The organism is Xanthobacter sp. AM11, from assembly GCF_047444035.1.
Lineage (GTDB): Bacteria > Pseudomonadota > Alphaproteobacteria > Rhizobiales > Xanthobacteraceae > Xanthobacter.
The window spans coordinates 706,817-722,398 of record NZ_JBLAOA010000001.1; the positions used below are offsets into that span (position 1 = coordinate 706,817).

Sequence of the window (15,582 nt, forward strand, 5' to 3'; positions counted from 1 at the left end):
GGAGCGCCGCGCGCATGGCATATGGCGGAAAAAGGGGAGCGCGCATGCCGACCACACGCAATGACGGGCTGGACCTCGACTTCGGGGTGTCCGGGGAAGGACCGCCCCTCCTCATCATTTCCGGCCTGTCCGCCGAACGCTCCTTCTGGACGCTGGTGCGGCCGTTCCTCGCCGGCTTCACTTTGGTGGAGTTCGACAACCGCGACATCGGCAAGAGCGCGCGGGCCACGGCCCCCTACACCACCGCCCACATGGCGCGGGACGCGCTGGCGGTGCTGGATGCGGCCGGCTTCGCCCGGGCCCATGTGCTCGGCCATTCGCTGGGCGGCATGATCGCCCAGGAGCTGGCGCTGGCGGCGCCGGGGCGGGTGGACCGGCTGGTGCTGGCCAACACCATCGCCCGCAACGACCTCTACACCACCGGGATCATGCGCCTCCTGAGGCAATTGCGGCTTGAGATCGACAACGAGCTGACCTTCGGCGCGGCGCTCACCTCCTTCGTCATCGGCATGCGCATGCTGAAGACCGTTCCCCTGTTCGCCGCCGTGCAGCAATCCCTGGATGCCGGGCTCTACCAGGAGAAGGACGCCTTCCTGCGCCAGCTCGACGCCTGCGTCGCCTCCGACACGCTGGCGCGCCTCGGCGGCATCGCCGCGCCCACGCTGGTGATCTGCAGCGACGACGACCGGCTGTTCGCGCCCGCCATGGCCCGCGAGCTGGTGGCCGGCATTGCCGGGGCGCGCCTCACCGAGATCATCGACACCGGCCACTGCCCCATGGTGGAGGCGCCGGAAAACTTCGGCACCAGCGTGCGTGCCTTCCTGAACGGCGGCTGAGCCGTCCCCTGCCGCACATTGGCCGGCCCCATCGGCGGGGCCGCATGTTGCGTCCGCTCCGGAACGGCATAAGTAAAGTCGGAGCGGAGCTGTTCATGCATTCTTCCCCGGATACCATCTACGGAACAACCATCGTCTCGGTGCGCAAAGGCAACCGGGTCGCCATCGCCGGCGACGGGCAGGTGACGCTGGGCCAGACCGTGCTCAAGTCCAACGCCCGCAAGGTGCGGCGGCTTGGGCGCGGCGACGTGATCGGCGGCTTTGCCGGGGCGACGGCGGATGCCTTCACCCTGTTCGAGCGGCTGGAAGCCAAGCTCGACCAGTATCCCGGCCAGTTGCAGCGCGCCGCGGTGGAGCTGGCCAAGGACTGGCGTACCGACCGCTATCTGCGCCGGCTGGAGGCCATGATGATCGTGGCCGACGCCTCGGTCACCCTCGTGCTCACCGGCACCGGCGACGTGCTGGAGCCGGAGGTGGGAGTGGCCGGCATCGGCTCTGGCGGCATGTTCGCCCTTGCCGCCGCCCGCGCCCTGCTCGACCGCGAGGAGGACCCGGAAGCCATCGTACGCCGGTCGCTGGAGATCGCCGCCGACATCTGCGTCTACACCAACCGCAACATCGTCGTGGAGACCATCGGGTCCTGACGGCGAGGCTCCTGCGCGAGGACGGCGCGCGGGAGGATCTTGAGAAAGACATCACGATCCCATGAGCGACTTTTCCCCCCGCGAGATCGTCTCCGAGCTCGACCGCCACATCGTCGGCCAGGCCAAGGCGAAGAGGGCGGTGGCCATCGCCCTGCGCAACCGCTGGCGCCGGCTGAAGCTGGACGAGAAGCTGCGCGAGGAGGTGCTGCCCAAGAACATCCTCATGATCGGCCCCACCGGGGTCGGCAAGACCGAGATTTCCCGCCGCCTCGCACGGCTCGCCGGCGCGCCCTTCCTGAAGGTGGAGGCCACCAAATTCACCGAAGTGGGCTATGTGGGCCGCGACGTGGAGCAGATCGTCCGCGACCTGGTGGAGGTGGGTATCGGCCTGGTGCGCGAGGCAAGGCGCAAGGATGTGCAGGCCAAGGCGCACCTTGCCGCCGAAGGCCGGGTGCTCGACGCTCTGGTGGGCGCCACCGCCTCCCCCGCCACCCGCGAGGCCTTCCGCAAGCGCCTGCGGGCCGGCGAGCTGGACGACAAGGAAGTGGAAATCGAGCTGCAGGGCGGCGGCCAGGGCATGCCCATGTTCGAGATTCCCGGCATGCCCGGCGCCCAGCTCGGCGCGGTCTCCCTCGGCGACATGCTGGGCAAGGCCTTCGGCGGGCGCGCCAAGCCGCGCCGCGTCACGGTGAAGGAGGCCCACCCCCTCCTCCTGACCGAGGAGGCGGACAAGCTCATCGACCAGGACGCCATCACCCAGGAGGCGATCCACGCCGTGGAGAACAACGGCATCGTGTTCCTGGACGAGATCGACAAGATCGCCGGCCGCGAGGGCCGCTCGGGGGCCGACGTCTCCCGCGAGGGGGTGCAGCGCGACCTGCTGCCCCTCATCGAGGGCACCACCGTTTCCACCAAGCACGGGCCGGTGAAGACCGACCACATCCTGTTCATCGCCTCCGGCGCGTTCCACGTGTCGAAGCCGTCCGACCTGCTGCCGGAACTGCAGGGCCGCCTGCCCATCCGCGTGGAGCTGGAGGCGCTGACGCGCTCCGATTTCGTGCGCATCCTCACCGAGACCGAGGCCAGCCTCGTCAAGCAGTCGGTGGCGCTCATGGCCACCGAGGGGGTGGACCTCGCCATCACCGCCGATGCGGTGGAGGCCATCGCCGATGCGGCGGTGGAGGTGAATTCCAACGTGGAGAACATCGGCGCCCGCCGGCTGCAGACGGTGATCGAGCGGGTGCTGGACGACCTCTCCTTCTCCGCCCCGGACCGCTCCGGCGAAAGTGTGGTGGTGGATGCCGAATATGTGCGCTCCCGCGTCGCCGACCTGGCGCGCAATGCCGACCTGAGCCGCTTCATCCTGTGAGCCGGCGCCCGGCCCGCCGCCTCACGACAGGCGGCGGTTGCTCTCCCAGGCCTGCTTCTTGCGGTAGAGGGTGGAGGGGCTGAGGTCGAGGGCCGCGGCGGCAAGGGAGATGTTGCCGTCGAAGGCGGCGATGGCCGCCTCGATGGCGCGCCGCTCCACCACGCTGAGCGGCTCCACCCGGGCCGGGCCGGCCCAGCCGGCGGCGGTGCCGAACCAGCCGGGGCCGGACGTCTGCGGCGGGCGCGGCGCGCTCTCCTCGCCGCCGGGGTGCGCGCTTTCCGTTTCCGCCAGCATGTCGGGCACCACGGCGGGGCCCTCGCCCTGGATCACGGCGCGGCGCATCAGGTTCTGCAATTCACGCACATTGCCGCGGAAGCTGCGGGCGCGCAGCGCCGCCGCCGCCTCCGGGCCGAGCCGCGGCAGAGGGCGGCCCTCCTCCCCGGCGCAGCGGGCAAGGAAGGCTTCCGCCAAAAGGATCACGTCCTCCCCCCGCTCGCGCAGCGGGGGCATGTGCAGGTTGAGCACGTGGAGGCGATAGAAAAGGTCTTCCCGCAGGCGGCCGGCCCGCACTTCCGCCACCGGGTCGCGGGTGGTGGCGCAGACGATGCGGACGTCCGCCGCCCGCTCCTCATGGGCGCCGACCCGCGCGAGGCGGCCGGTTTCCAGAAAATGCAGCAGCTTGGCCTGGAGCGCGGGATCAAGGTCGCAGATCTCGTCGAGGAACAAGGTGCCCCCGTCGGCCCGCTCGGCCGCGCCGGGCCGGTCCGCATTGGCTCCGGTGGCGCCGCGGACCTGGCCGAACAGGTCGGCTTCCATGCCGGCGCGGGCGATGGCGCTGATCTTGAGGGCCTGGAAGGCGCCGTCGCGGCGGGGCGAGACGGCATGGACCGCCTGCGCCGCCATGTCCTTGCCGGTGCCGCTTTCGCCGGTGACGAACACCGGCGCGCGGGAGGCTGCCACCCGGTTGATCTGGGCATAGAGCGCGACCATGGGCTCGGAGCGCCCGAGGAAGCCGCAGAAATCGCCGCCCCGGGGCAAGGGCGCCCGGCCGGTGGCGCGGCGCCGGTCGGCCCGGCGCGCCGGGGTGCCGGCTAGAAGGCGGTCCACCACATCTTCCGGCTGGAGCGGCTTCAGCACCACGTCGTCGGCGCCGGCCCGCATGGCGGCCACCGCGTCCGCCACCGATGCCCCCGCAAGGGCCACCACCAGGGTGCCAAAGAAGCCGCCGGCACGCAGCCGGGAAACCGCATCCTCGGCCGGCCCGTTCACCGAGAGCAAGGCGGCGGCGCAGCGCGGGATCACCGCCTCGGCGTCCTGCAGCCGGTCCACCTCCACCACATGAAGCGTCTCGCGGCGGCCGAGCGCGGCGCGCATCTGGCGGCGAAGGGCCGGGTCCGGGTCGCAAACGAGCACCAGGATGCGCTGCTCCGGGCGGGAGCCGGGGGGAAGTCCTGTCATGGAACCGATCGCGGAAGGAAGGTCACTGCGCGCATCATTGCCCATCAAGGTAAATGAAGGCTTGCGCTCGCGCCTCCGCGTCAGCCGCGCGGCGGCTTTTCGGCGATGGACTCGCGGGCGAGGCCGGCGCTCTCCAGGGCTTCGAGGGCGCGGCTGGCATGGGCGGCGGTGGGCAGCAGGCGGCGCACCATCTGGCGCACCCCCTCGGCCCCGTCGGGCATGCGGCCCACCAGGGCGGCCACCACATCGCGTTCGTCGCCGGTGCGGCCGAGGGTGTGCAGGGACAGGGCCAGCGCCAGCTTGCTCTCGAAGGCCGAGTGCAGGGTGAGCTGCGGCAGCAGCGCCTGGGCGGTGGGCCTGTCGTCCCGCAGGAAGGCGGCGAGGGCGAGGAAGGCGTCGTGCAGGGGCGTGCGCGCCGCCCCCGCCTTGCGGGCGCGCAGCAGCAGCGCCTCGCCTTCCGCCACCTGCCCCGCGCCGATGAACACGATGGCCGCCGACGCCGCCACGTCGAAATCCAGCGGATTGAGCTGGAGCGCCCTGCGGGCGGTGGCCACCGCATCGTCCGGCTCGCCGGCGAACAGCTGCACCACGGCGAGGGTGCGGGCGGCGAAGGCGCTGGCGGGGGCCAGCTCCACGGCGCGCTCGGCCCCGTCGAGGATCTGCTCCATCTCGGCATGGGTGGGGGTGGGGGTCTCGTCGTGCAGGGTCGCGGTCAGGGCGCTCGCGGCCTTCAGCGCATGGCCGAGGGCGAAATCGGGATTGGCGGCGATGAGCTCGGCGAGGCAGGCATTGACATTCTCCGTCCGCTTGCCGGCCTCGCCCCTCAGCACCGCGAACGCCCCGGCGATGCAGCCGAAGCCCGAAGCCGGCGCCCGCGCCAGCGCCGCCGCCCGCGCCCGCACCGGAATGACGCCGTAGCTCTCCATGACCGCAACGGCGATGTCGTGCACCACCCGGCGTTCGCCCTCGGCGAGGGCGGCGCCCTGCTGCAGGCCGTCGATGGCGGTGGACCAGACGATGGAGCCGTCGCACCGGTCGTTGAGCCGGGCCGCCAGGGAATAGCTGCCATCGGGCCGCCCCTCCACCAGCCCGGCCAGGGCGAACACCGAGCGCGGCGCGCTGGTGCCGCAGGCGGCGGCGAGGTCGGGGCCCGATGCGCCGGCCGCCTTCACATCCACGAAATCGAAGCGGGCGAAGGCATCGCGCATGCGCTCCTCGATCGCCCGCAGGGTGGAGGGGTCGGGCGCCCCGGTGCCGGCGGCCTCGAACGGGCGCACCTCCACCACCGGAAACCGCACGGCGTCCGCGCCGCCGGCGTAATCCTCCGCCCCCCGCTCGATCCTGAAGCCCATGAGCGCGGCGGCCAGCATGGCGAGGCCCGCCGCCGCCACCGCCACGAAGGCGGCGGCCGCCAGCCGTCGGCCGCCGCCGGGCTGGGTCGCCGGGGCCGGCCGGAAAAGCTCCTCCGGCGCGGGGGCGGCGGGCTCCTCCGGCACCGCGGGCGCCTCGGGCACCGGCGCGGCGCGCGGCAGGAACTGCGGCACGTATCCGCCCTTGGGAATGTCGATGACCACCGGATCGTCGGCGCCGCCGGTGGCATAATAGCGCTCCAGCGCCCGCCGCAGGCGGGTGGCCTCCACCCGCACGATGGGGTCGGCCTGCGGATCGAACGAGGCGGGGCGGCCGAGGGCCTCCACCGCGATGGTATAGCCCTTGATCTCCTCCGCGCGCCCGTCGAGGGTCGCCTGCACCACGAAGCGCAGGAAATCCGCGAGGCGCGGCGAGGCGGAGAAATCCGGCGCCGCGAGCACCCGCTCCAAAGCGGCAAGGCACATCTGCGGCGTCACCGCCCCCGCCGCGTCCGCGGGCGAGGCGGGCTGCGCGCCTTGCGTACCGGCGGCATCCTGCGCCGCAAGGATTGTCTCTACCAAAATACCGTCCTTACCTACGGTCAGTGCCCTTTTTGGGTCAGAAGCCATGCACACGCAAGAGGCGGGGGCATCGCCAGCGGTGTTTCCAGCCGCACCTTGCGCTGATAGCTTCGCCACCGGTGAGGCCGGACGATGACGGCCGGGGCCGGCCCGGCATGGAGGAGAGTTTCATCATGGCTCTGGATGATATGGTCCCGGAAGGCTCGGTTGCGCAGGCGGACACGGTTCCGAACGACCTGGAAGCCTTCTGGATGCCGTTCACCTCCAATCGCGCGTTCAAGAAGCGGCCGCGCGTCGTCTCGCGTGCCAAGGACATGCATTATTATACCCCGGAGGGACGCGCCATCCTCGATGGCTGCGCCGGCCTGTGGTGCACCAATCCCGGCCATAATCGCGAGCCCATCGTGGAGGCCATCCGGGCGGCGGCGGTGGACCTGGATTTCGGTCCCACCTTCCAATACGGCCACCCCAACGCCTTCCGCCTCGCCACCCGCATCGCCGCGCTGGCGCCGGGGGATCTCGACCATGTGTTCTTCTGCAATTCCGGCTCGGAGGCGGTGGACACGGCGCTGAAGATCGCCCTCGCCTTCCAGCAGACCATGGGCAACGGCGCGCGCACCCGCCTCATCGGCCGCGAGCGCGGCTATCACGGCGTGGGCTTCGGCGGCGTCTCGGTGGGCGGCATCGTCGCCAACCGGCGCACCTATGGCGGCCTGCTGACGGGCGTGGACCATCTGCGCACCACCTACGACCGAGAGAACCAGGCCTTCACCAAGGGCGAGCCGGAGTTCGGCGCCCATTTCGCCGACGAGCTGGAGCGCCTCGTCGGCCTGCACGACGCCTCCACCATCGCCGCGGTGATCGTGGAGCCCATGGCCGGCTCCACCGGCGTCATCCCCTCGCCCCGCGGCTACCTGAAGCGGCTGCGCGAGATCTGCGACAAATACGGCATCCTGCTCATCTTCGACGAGGTGATCACGGGCTTCGGCCGCCTCGGCCACGCCTTCGCCGCCGAGCGCTACGGCGTGGTGCCGGACATGATCACCTTCGCCAAGGGCGTCACCGCGGGCGCGGTGCCCATGGGCGGCGTGCTGGTGCGCAAGCACATCCACGATGCCTTCATGAAGGGGCCGGAGCACATGGTGGAGCTGTTCCACGGCTACACCTATTCCGCCCACCCTTTGGCCTGCGCCGCCGGCCTCGCCACCCTGGACCTGTACGCCGCCGAGGACACCTTCGCCCGCGCCAAGGCGCTGGAGCCGCTCTGGGCCGATGCGGTGATGGGGCTGCGCGACAAGCCCGGCGTGCTCGACATCCGCACCGTGGGCATCACCGCCGGCATCGACCTGACCCCGCGGGAGGGGCTGCCGGGCGCGAAGGGCTACGAGGCGCTGGACCGCGCCTTCCAGGAAGAGAGCATCATGATCCGCACCGCCGGCGACACTTTGGTGATGACGCCGCCCCTCGTCATCTCCGAGGCGCAGGTGGGCGAGCTGGTGGAGAAGGTGGGCCGGATCATCGAGAAGGTGGCCTGACCCCCCGGGCTTGCGCGCCCGGCCGGGCCGGCGGACGAGGTGCCGATCGGCGGCGCCTCGCGCCGGTTCGGCGGCAGGGCGCCGGAGCGGCCGGCGGGGTCGTTCGCCGCTCCTATGGCGCCGCGGCTCCTCAGGAGCGGATCGCGCTCTAAAGCCGCCCGGTCAGCGCCAGCACGATGACGACGATCAGCAGCACGCCCACAATGCCCCCCGGGCCATAGCCCCAGCCCGAGCTGTAGCCCCAGCGGGGCAGGGCGCCGATCAGCAGCAGCACGAGAATGATGATCAGGATGGTGGACATGGGCGGCGCTCCCGGGTGGCCAGGCGACGCCCGCCGCCACCTCATGCCTGCATAACGCGCGCCGGAACGACGCAGTTCCGCCCCCTCCTGCTGCTCCCTCCTTGCCCCTCTCTCCCGCCGCCCCCTCCTGCTGCTCCCTTGGGGTCGGCGTCCCGCGTCATGCCACGGCGAGCGGCGCCGTGGCGGCGGCGAGGAAGGCGCCGTCCTCCCCCTCCAGCAGCGGACCGAGGGCGGCGGCCACCTGTGCGTGGTAGGCGTCCACCTGCGCCCGTTCCGCCCCGTCCAGCAGCGACAGGTCCATGAGCTGGCGGTCATAGGGCGCCAGCGTGAGGGTGGAAAAGCCCAGGCAGGGCCTCTCGCCCCCGGCGATCTCCCGCCGTTCCACCAGGATCAGGTTCTCAATGCGGATGCCGTAGGCGCCGGTGCGATAATAGCCGGGCTCGTTGGACAGGATCATGCCCGGCGCCAGCGGCACATGGCCGAGCTGGGAGATGCGGGCCGGCCCCTCGTGCACCGACAGGCCGGCGCCCACCCCATGGCCGGTGCCGTGGTCGAAATCCAGCCCGGCCGCCCACAGATACTGCCGGGCGAAGGGATCGAGCTGGGAACCGGTGATGCCCTCGGGAAACACCGCGCGGGCGATGGCCAGGTGTCCCTTCAGCACCAGCGTGTAGTGGCGGCGCATCTCCTCGGTGGGGGTGCCCACCGCCAGCGTGCGGGTGACGTCCGTGGTGCCGTCGGGATACTGGGCGCCGGAATCGATGAGGAACAATTCGTGCGGGTGGATCGCCCGGTTGGTGGTGCGGGTGACGCGGTAATGCACGATGGCGCCGTTCTCCCCGGCCCCGGAGATGGTGGGAAAGGAGACGTCGGTGAGCTGGCCGCCGGCGCGGCGGAAGGTCTCCAGCGCCTCCACCGTGTCGATCTCGGTGAGCCGCCCGCTGGGCGCCTCCTTGTGGAACCAGGCGAGGAAGCGCACCAGCGCCGCGCCGTCGCGCACATGGGCGGCGCGCATGCCGGCAATCTCGGCCGGGTTCTTGGAGGCCTTCATGAGGGTGATGGGGTCGGCGCCCTTGTCCACGGTGCCGCCCGCCGCCTCGATGACGCCGGAAAGGCGCACCGGCGCGGTGGCCTGGTCGAGCCGGACCCGCCGGCCCCGCGCGAAGGCGGAAAGCAGGCGCTCCAGGTCGGCGCTGGCGTGCAGCCGGGCATGGCCGGCCAGGGCGGCGCGCACTTCGTGGGAGAGCTTGGTGGGCTCCACGAACAGGTCCGGCAGCCCTTCCGCCGGCACGATGCACCAGGCCAGCGGCAGCGGCGTGTGGGCCACGTCCGCCCCGCGCATGTTGAACAGCCACGCTGCGCCGTGGGGATCGGACACGAGGGCGCCGTCCAGCTTCTCGGCGGCGAGCTTCTCCTGCACGCGGCGCAGCTTGGCGGCCGTATCCTCGCCGGCGACGGAGAGGTCCAGCAGGCGGATGGGCGCGCGCGGGGCCGGCGGCCGGTCCGGCCAGATGGCGGCCACGGGGTCGGTGTCCAGCGGCGCGAGGATGCCGCCGGCCGCCCCGACCGCCTTGGCCAGCCGCTCGCGGGCATCCAGGGTGGTGCGCCAGGGATCGAAGCCGAGCCGGGCGCCGCGGGGCAGGTTGGCCTCGATCCAGGCATCGGGCCGCATCTGCGCCAACGGCACCACGGCATAGGCGCCGCCATCCACCTGGGCCGGGGCCTGCAGGGTGTAGCGGCCGTCCACGAACAGCGCCGCCACCTCCGGCAGCACCACCAGCGTGCCCGCCGAGCCGGTGAAGCCGGTGAGGAAGGCGAGCCGCTCCTCGCAGGCCGGCACATATTCATTCTGGTGCGCATCGGCCCGGGGCACCACATAGCCGTCGAACCCCTGGCGCGCGAGCTCGGCCCGCAGGGCCTCCAGCCGGGCGGGGCCGGCGGCGCCGTCGGCGAGGTCATCGAAACTCTGGAACACCGCCTTGAAGGCGCCGGATGCGGAAAGGTGCAGGGTCATGGATGGGGCGGCCATGGAACAAGGGAATGTGCGCCGACCATAGGACCCGCGCCCCTCCCCCGCAACGCAGTGGGTATTTCGCCGAACACCCTTGATGGAAGTGGGGCAGGGCGATTATGGTCGCGACCGATGCGGGCGTAGTTCAGTGGTAGAACGACAGCTTCCCAAGCTGTATGTCGTGGGTTCGATTCCCATCGCCCGCTCCAAATTCGCGAGCTGTGACAAGAGCTTGTCGGCCTACCGTTGAACTGGACGCTCCCCGCGTTCCCCATCACGTTCCCCATGGTTGTTTACCGCTTGTTCCGGTGAGCCGTCCCCATTCGGGCGACCTTCTGACTTTTCCCGATCGTACCCCGCACATAGCGCAGCGTCGTTGAGCTTTGAGAGTGACCGGCCGCCGATCGGATCGCGTCCAGGTCAGCGCCCGCCTCGCCGGCTTCGGAGATGCCGCCCGCTCGGGCTGGCGCGAGATTGGTTGAGGCCAGAGTGACGGATACGGGGCGTTCTCTATCAATAATTTAGAGACTGATTCACCGATCATGTTGATTCAACCTGATCGGATCAGGCTCTAGTGGATTGACAACGTCTGCGCCAATCACCACGCCGCCCGTCATTCCTAATACCGCGGTCACCGCTGCGGACTCCAGAGCCGCGCTGCCGGAGGGAGCTGCAAAAGGGACAGCAGCGGTCGAATCAGGAGCATCCTCCGCTGGTGGCGGCGTAATGGCGATAAGCCCGTTGCCAGCCTCTTCGGCTGCCGCCGGAGTTATGATAGAGACTTGACTGAGAAAGCTCTGGGTCGAGAGCAACATCAACGATTCCACAGTGTCCATAAGCGTAAAAGTCACCGTCCCGTCAGGAAGTGTGGCTGTAGGCGTGGACGATGAAGGATACCCCATTATAAGCTGACCTGTGAGAACGCCCGAAACTATTCCGGGCCCATAGGATACCTGCACCTGAAATGTGGTAGAAAATTCTGCACCATCGATGGGGTTGTCGGCACCAAATCCAATCTTCCCCAGTACGGACCCGCCCAATCCGAATAGTTGAAATCCAAAACCGGCCATTGGCCCAATCTGAAATGTGTCAATTTTTCCGGCAGTCCGATTATAATTTATATCAACGCCATATCCCCAGTAAAATCCATTGACGTTAATTATATTCTGTCCGTCTAAATTATTAGAAGATTGGAATCCAACCCCTGCGAGCCCGGCATAAAATTTTGTTGCCCCCCAAGCTACGCCAGCTGTGACTGAATAGCTTTGATCCCACAATTCGCTTCGATTAGAATATGAATATATGGGGTATGTACCCCTTAATGTTCTATTATCGGTCGTAGAGTCCTCCTATTTAGTGAGATTAGATCGCTTTGACGCCACCACAAATAAATGATAAACAAAGACGCTAGCTGATGTATTTGCAATTATAATTATTATATCTACGATATCGAAATAACCGGATATTGCATATGTGAAATATGATAAGTATACAATTGTTATAAATAGAAAAGAAGCAACCAATACATTTATATATTTTATAGTTTTATAAAGACTGAAACTAGTAAAATAGATACACATGCCACCGATTATAAAGGATATTAAAAAGTATATTGATGTCAAATAACTATTTTCGAATAAGCTTACGATTATAATATACGATATAGGATAAAGAACAATTAGACACAATCCAAACAATCTAATGTATCTTGCTAGCGCTTTTTCGTTATCTGGAAAAATATAAATCATTTAATACTCCCCTCTGACGCTTGTATAATATGCAATTGGTTGAGAATTGTAGCGCGTGGGGCGCTGCCAACCACGCTAGCAGGATCCCCTCCTTCATCTCTCCCTCCCCGCATCATGCCTGTACCTCAGCAGCGGCGACAGCAGATACTCGACGATGCGCCTCTGGCCCGTCTTGATCTCCGCCGTCACCGCCATCCCCGGCTCGATCGTCTTCCACCCCTGTTCCGTCTCAATCCCGCCCTCGCGCACCGAGATCCGCGCCACATAAGCCGGCTGGCGCGCCTGGCGCTCGGTCTCGTCCGCAGGCGCATCGGCCTCCTTGGCCCGGTCGAGCCGGGCATCGGAGACAACCGCATCCTGGCTCACGCTGTCCACGGTTCCGTGCAGCAGGCCGTAGCGGGTGAAGGAGAAGGCCTCCACCTTCACCTCCACATCCTGCCCCGACTGAACGAAACCCACGTCCCGGTTGGCGAGGTTGGCCTCGATCTCCAGCCGGCTGCTCCTCGGCACGATGACCAGAAGTTGTTGCGCCGGCGTGACGACACCGCCGATGGTGTGGATGGAGAGCTGCTGCACCGTGCCGTCCACGGGTGCGGTGAGCGTCTGGTAGCCCCGGCGCTGGGTCGCCTTCACCGCCTCCTGGCCATGCTCCGAGGCGGCAACCTGGGCCTTGGCGAGATCGGCGAGAAGGCCCTTGCGATATTCCGAGTCGGCTTCCGCCCGCTGGCGTTCCAGGGCACCGAGAGCTTCGGTGGTCTCCGGCTCCCGGTGACCATCCACCACAAGCTGCTGCACCTGCTCCACCAGCTGCCGCCGTGCGGCGGTCGCCGCGATTCCCGGGTCGGTCCCGGCCGGCGCGAAGACCGGCAGGAAGTCCAGATCCGCGCGACGATGCCGCGTCGCCGCAATATGCAGCGGGATGATGCGGGCGTCCGTGCCGGGGGCGGCGCACCTTGACTGGACCCCACGCTACCCCTATAGGAGCCGCTTCCCGATACTGCGGGTGAGTGCCGAAGGGCCGTCATGGCCCCGAGCGGCGTTCCCTGCGAGACACGAATCAAGAAGGACGTCTGCCATGTCCCGGCGGTGTGACCTGACCGGCAAGGGGGTTCTCAGCGGCCACCTCGTGAGCCACTCGAACCGCAAGACCAAGCGCCGGTTCCTGCCGAACCTGTGCAATGTCACGCTGGAGAGCGAGACGCTGAAGCGGACCATCCGCCTGCGCATCAGCGCCAATGCGCTGAAGAGCGTGGACCACCGCGGCGGCCTCGACGCCTTCCTCAAGAAGGCCCGCGACGAGGAACTCTCCCCCCGCGCCCTGGAGATGAAGCGTCAGCTCACCAAGGCGCTGGCGGCGGCCGAAGCGGCCTGAATTCGGCCCTTCACGGGTCCTGCCCTTTGGGGCTGAGCGTTTTGAACCGCGGACGGCAACGTCCGCGGTTTTTGCACGCCGCAAGCGCGCCGGGCCGCGCCCGCCCTCTCCCACCATCGGCCCGGATCCTTGACCGGTGCCGAGCAGGTTCGCTCAGGCGGGTTCGCCGAAGCGCCGCGCGGGCTTGAGCCGCGGGCCAGGCTTATGGGCCAGGCTCACAGGCCAAGCTCACGGGCAAAAGTCACGGGCCGCCGGCATCAGGCCGGGATGGCGCATGCCGCCACGGCGGCGAGCAGGCGCTCGATGTCCTCCGGCCGCGACAGCCGGTGGTCGCCATCCTTCACCAGGGTGAACACCACGTCGTCCTGCGCCAGGCAGGTGACGAGGCGCATGGCGTGTTCCCACGGCACATCCTCGTCCCGTGCCCCCTGCAGGATGCGCACCGGGCAGCCCACGGCGAACGGCGCGCCGAGCAGCAGATGCCGCCGCCCGTCCTCGATGAGGGAACGGGTGATCACATAGGGCTCCTCGCCATAGAGGGAGGGCTTCAGGAAGCGCCCCGTGGTCTCGATCAGCCCCCGCACCGGCGGCGGAAAGCGCTCCCACATGAGGGCCTCGGTGAAGTCCGGCGCCGGGGCCACCAGCACCAGCGCCTTCACCCGCGTGTGCCCGCGTGCCGCCAGGAGGCGGGCCAGCAGCAGCGCGATCCAGCCGCCCATGGACGAGCCCACCACCACCTGCGGCCCGGTGGTGGCGCGATCGAACACCGCCACCGCCTCCTCCAGCCAATGGGAGATGGTGCCATCCTCGAACGCCCCGCCGGACGCGCCATGGCCGGAATAATCGAAGCGCACATTGGCCCGGCCGTTCGCCGCCGCCCAGCCGGCCAGCGCCTCGGCCTTGGTGCCGGTCATGTCGGATTTGAAGCCGCCGAGCCAGAACAGGCCGGGCGCGGCCCCCGGCAGGGTGCGCACGGCAATGTCGCGCCCGTCCACGGGCAGGCGGGAGAAGACTTCTGCGGCGGTCATGAGCGGTCCTGCGGCGGGGATCAGGCGAAGGTGGCGAAATAGCTGGCGATGATGCGGGCGTAGATGCGGGTCAGCGCCTCCACGTCGGCCACCGGCGTCGCCTCGTCCACCTGGTGCATGGTGCGGCCCACCAGGCCGAATTCCACCACCGGGCACAGGTCCTTGATGAAGCGCGCGTCCGACGTGCCGCCGGAGGTGGAGGCCTGCGGCCGGCGGCCGGTCTCCGCCTGCACCGCATCGGCCACCAGGTCCACGAACGGGCCGGGGGTGGTGAGGAAGCTCTGGCTCGCCCCGGGCCGGAACGCCAGGGCATAGGGCGTGCCCGCGGTGTCCAGCCGGCGGGTGATCTCCGCCTTCAGGCTGTCGAGGGTGAAGCGGTCGTTGAAGCGCACGTTGAAGCGCGCGGTGGCGGCGGCCGGGATGACGTTGAACACGGGATTGCCCACGTCCACCGACACCACCTCCAGGTTGGAGGGCGGGAAGAAGGCCGTGCCTTCATCCAGCGGCCCGGCGGTGAGCGCGCCAAGCAGCTTCAGCAGGCGCGGCACCGGATTGTCGGCCAGGTGGGGATAGGCCACATGCCCCTGCACGCCGGCCACGGTGAGGATGCCGGAAAGGCTGCCGCGCCGGCCCACCTTGAAGGCATCGCCCAAGGCCTGCGGGTTGGTGGGCTCGCCCAGCACGCAATGGTCGATGGTCTCGCCGCGCGCCGCCAGCCATTCCACCACCTTCACCGTGCCGTCGAGGGCGGGGCCCTCCTCGTCGCCGGTGATGAGGAAGGAGAGGCTGCCCCGGGCCGGCCGGCCGAAGGCGAGGGCCGCCGCGAGGAAGGCGGCCACCGCGCCCTTCATGTCCACCGCGCCGCGGCCATAAAGCAGCCCGTCGGCGACGGTGCCGGAGAAGGGGCCATGGGCCCAGTGCGCCGCATCGCCCTCGGGCACCACATCCACATGGCCGGCGAAGCACAAATTGGGCGATGTCTCGCCGATGCGGGCGTAGAGATTGACCACCGGCACCCCGGCGGTGGCGAAGGTGAGCCGCTCCACGCGGTAGCCCGCCTCCTCCAGCAGCCGCGCCACCAGCTCCAGCGCCGCCCCGGCATCGGGCGTCACCGACGGGGCGCGGATGAGCGCCGCTGCCAGGGCCACCGCATCGCGGGCGGGAAGATCGGACAGCTCGCCCCCCGACGGGGGCTTGACGGGAACGGCACCGGTCATCAAGGAAAGCCTCTCGCCTCCCGCCGGCATCGGGCCGGGAGGCTTGCGAATGGGGGCATGGCCGGCGAACGCCGGTTCACCGGACATGCACCGACATCTTGCCAGCACGCAAATCCGGACGCAAAACCCTTC

13 protein-coding genes and 1 tRNA gene are annotated in these 15,582 nt (G+C 68.8%); 6 read left to right on the top strand and 8 right to left on the bottom strand.

The window, feature by feature from the left end; genetic code table 11:
• The first annotated feature begins 44 nt into the window (after positions 1–44).
• From ACI7BZ_RS03385 to hslU, 3 genes are all read left to right on the top strand, one after another.
• Entirely contained in the window at positions 45–836 is a 792-nt protein-coding gene (locus ACI7BZ_RS03385; RefSeq protein WP_414115787.1) for an alpha/beta fold hydrolase, read from the top strand.
• A 95-nt stretch (positions 837–931) separates the two neighbouring features.
• Entirely contained in the window at positions 932–1,480 is a 549-nt protein-coding gene (gene hslV / locus ACI7BZ_RS03390; RefSeq protein WP_414115788.1) for an ATP-dependent protease subunit HslV, read from the top strand.
• A gap of 61 nt (positions 1,481–1,541) precedes the next feature.
• Positions 1,542–2,849, top strand: a complete 1,308-nt coding sequence (gene hslU / locus ACI7BZ_RS03395) for an ATP-dependent protease ATPase subunit HslU (protein WP_414115789.1) — start codon at positions 1,542–1,544, stop codon at positions 2,847–2,849.
• Positions 2,850–2,870: 21 nt separating this feature from the next.
• On the opposite strand, the gene ACI7BZ_RS03400 is transcribed toward hslU, so the two are convergent.
• Positions 2,871–4,307 carry a sigma-54-dependent transcriptional regulator gene (locus tag ACI7BZ_RS03400; RefSeq protein ID WP_414115790.1) on the bottom strand — a complete coding sequence of 479 codons (1,437 nt, stop codon included), beginning with the start codon at positions 4,305–4,307 and terminating at the stop codon, positions 2,871–2,873.
• 80 nt (positions 4,308–4,387) lie between these two features.
• A complete protein-coding gene (locus ACI7BZ_RS03405) occupies positions 4,388–6,238 on the bottom strand; it encodes a tetratricopeptide repeat protein (protein WP_414115791.1) in 1,851 nt (616 codons plus the stop codon).
• A gap of 173 nt (positions 6,239–6,411) precedes the next feature.
• Between ACI7BZ_RS03405 and aptA the strand changes: the two genes are divergently transcribed.
• Positions 6,412–7,773: an omega-aminotransferase AptA gene (gene aptA / locus ACI7BZ_RS03410; protein WP_414115792.1), complete on the top strand. Its 1,362-nt coding sequence runs from the start codon at positions 6,412–6,414 to the stop codon at positions 7,771–7,773.
• A 148-nt stretch (positions 7,774–7,921) separates the two neighbouring features.
• Here the strand turns inward: aptA and ACI7BZ_RS03415 are convergent, their stop codons facing one another.
• Both ACI7BZ_RS03415 and ACI7BZ_RS03420 read right to left on the bottom strand, forming a co-directional pair.
• On the bottom strand, positions 7,922–8,074 hold the full coding sequence (locus tag ACI7BZ_RS03415; RefSeq protein WP_414115793.1) for a DUF3309 family protein: 153 nt from the start codon (positions 8,072–8,074) through the stop codon (positions 7,922–7,924).
• A gap of 157 nt (positions 8,075–8,231) precedes the next feature.
• Positions 8,232–10,088: an aminopeptidase P family protein gene (locus ACI7BZ_RS03420; RefSeq protein WP_414115794.1), complete on the bottom strand. Its 1,857-nt coding sequence runs from the start codon at positions 10,086–10,088 to the stop codon at positions 8,232–8,234.
• Positions 10,089–10,219: 131 nt separating this feature from the next.
• Here ACI7BZ_RS03420 and ACI7BZ_RS03425 point away from each other — a divergent pair.
• A tRNA-Gly gene (locus ACI7BZ_RS03425) sits at positions 10,220–10,294 on the top strand.
• Between the two features lie 324 nt (positions 10,295–10,618).
• Here the strand turns inward: ACI7BZ_RS03425 and ACI7BZ_RS03430 are convergent.
• Both ACI7BZ_RS03430 and ACI7BZ_RS03435 read right to left on the bottom strand, forming a co-directional pair.
• Positions 10,619–11,362 carry a hypothetical protein gene (locus ACI7BZ_RS03430; RefSeq protein WP_414115795.1) on the bottom strand — a complete coding sequence of 248 codons (744 nt, stop codon included), beginning with the start codon at positions 11,360–11,362 and terminating at the stop codon, positions 10,619–10,621.
• 564 nt (positions 11,363–11,926) lie between these two features.
• Entirely contained in the window at positions 11,927–12,757 is an 831-nt protein-coding gene (locus ACI7BZ_RS03435) for an HlyD family type I secretion periplasmic adaptor subunit (RefSeq protein WP_414119080.1), read from the bottom strand.
• A gap of 151 nt (positions 12,758–12,908) precedes the next feature.
• On the opposite strand from ACI7BZ_RS03435, the gene rpmB reads away from it, so the two are divergent.
• Positions 12,909–13,205 (top strand): 50S ribosomal protein L28, encoded by a 297-nt coding sequence (gene rpmB, locus ACI7BZ_RS03440; RefSeq protein ID WP_414115796.1) that lies wholly within the window; start codon positions 12,909–12,911, stop codon positions 13,203–13,205.
• Between the two features lie 257 nt (positions 13,206–13,462).
• Here the strand turns inward: rpmB and ACI7BZ_RS03445 are convergent, their stop codons facing one another.
• The gene (locus ACI7BZ_RS03445; protein WP_414115797.1) at positions 13,463–14,233 is read right to left on the bottom strand and encodes an alpha/beta hydrolase; all 771 of its coding nucleotides are present in this window, start codon (positions 14,231–14,233) and stop codon (positions 13,463–13,465) included.
• Positions 14,234–14,253: 20 nt separating this feature from the next.
• A complete protein-coding gene (dapE, locus tag ACI7BZ_RS03450; RefSeq protein WP_414115798.1) occupies positions 14,254–15,450 on the bottom strand; it encodes a succinyl-diaminopimelate desuccinylase in 1,197 nt (398 codons plus the stop codon).
• Between the last annotated feature and the right edge of the window lie 132 nt (positions 15,451–15,582).

Bases quoted from the DNA above. Each gene is read 5' to 3' on its own strand.
- rpmB (WP_414115796.1), top strand. From the start codon at position 12,909: ATGTCCCGGCGGTGTGACCTGACCGGCAAGGGGGTTCTCAGCGGCCAC.
- hslU (WP_414115789.1), top strand. From the start codon at position 1,542: ATGAGCGACTTTTCCCCCCGCGAGATCGTCTCCGAGCTCGACCGCCAC.
- ACI7BZ_RS03400 (WP_414115790.1), bottom strand. From the start codon at position 4,307: ATGACAGGACTTCCCCCCGGCTCCCGCCCGGAGCAGCGCATCCTGGTG.
- aptA (WP_414115792.1), top strand. From the start codon at position 6,412: ATGGCTCTGGATGATATGGTCCCGGAAGGCTCGGTTGCGCAGGCGGAC.
- hslV (WP_414115788.1), top strand. From the start codon at position 932: ATGCATTCTTCCCCGGATACCATCTACGGAACAACCATCGTCTCGGTG.
- ACI7BZ_RS03385 (WP_414115787.1), top strand. From the start codon at position 45: ATGCCGACCACACGCAATGACGGGCTGGACCTCGACTTCGGGGTGTCC.
- ACI7BZ_RS03420 (WP_414115794.1), bottom strand. From the start codon at position 10,088: ATGACCCTGCACCTTTCCGCATCCGGCGCCTTCAAGGCGGTGTTCCAG.
- ACI7BZ_RS03415 (WP_414115793.1), bottom strand. From the start codon at position 8,074: ATGTCCACCATCCTGATCATCATTCTCGTGCTGCTGCTGATCGGCGCC.
- ACI7BZ_RS03445 (WP_414115797.1), bottom strand. From the start codon at position 14,233: ATGACCGCCGCAGAAGTCTTCTCCCGCCTGCCCGTGGACGGGCGCGAC.
- dapE (WP_414115798.1), bottom strand. From the start codon at position 15,450: ATGACCGGTGCCGTTCCCGTCAAGCCCCCGTCGGGGGGCGAGCTGTCC.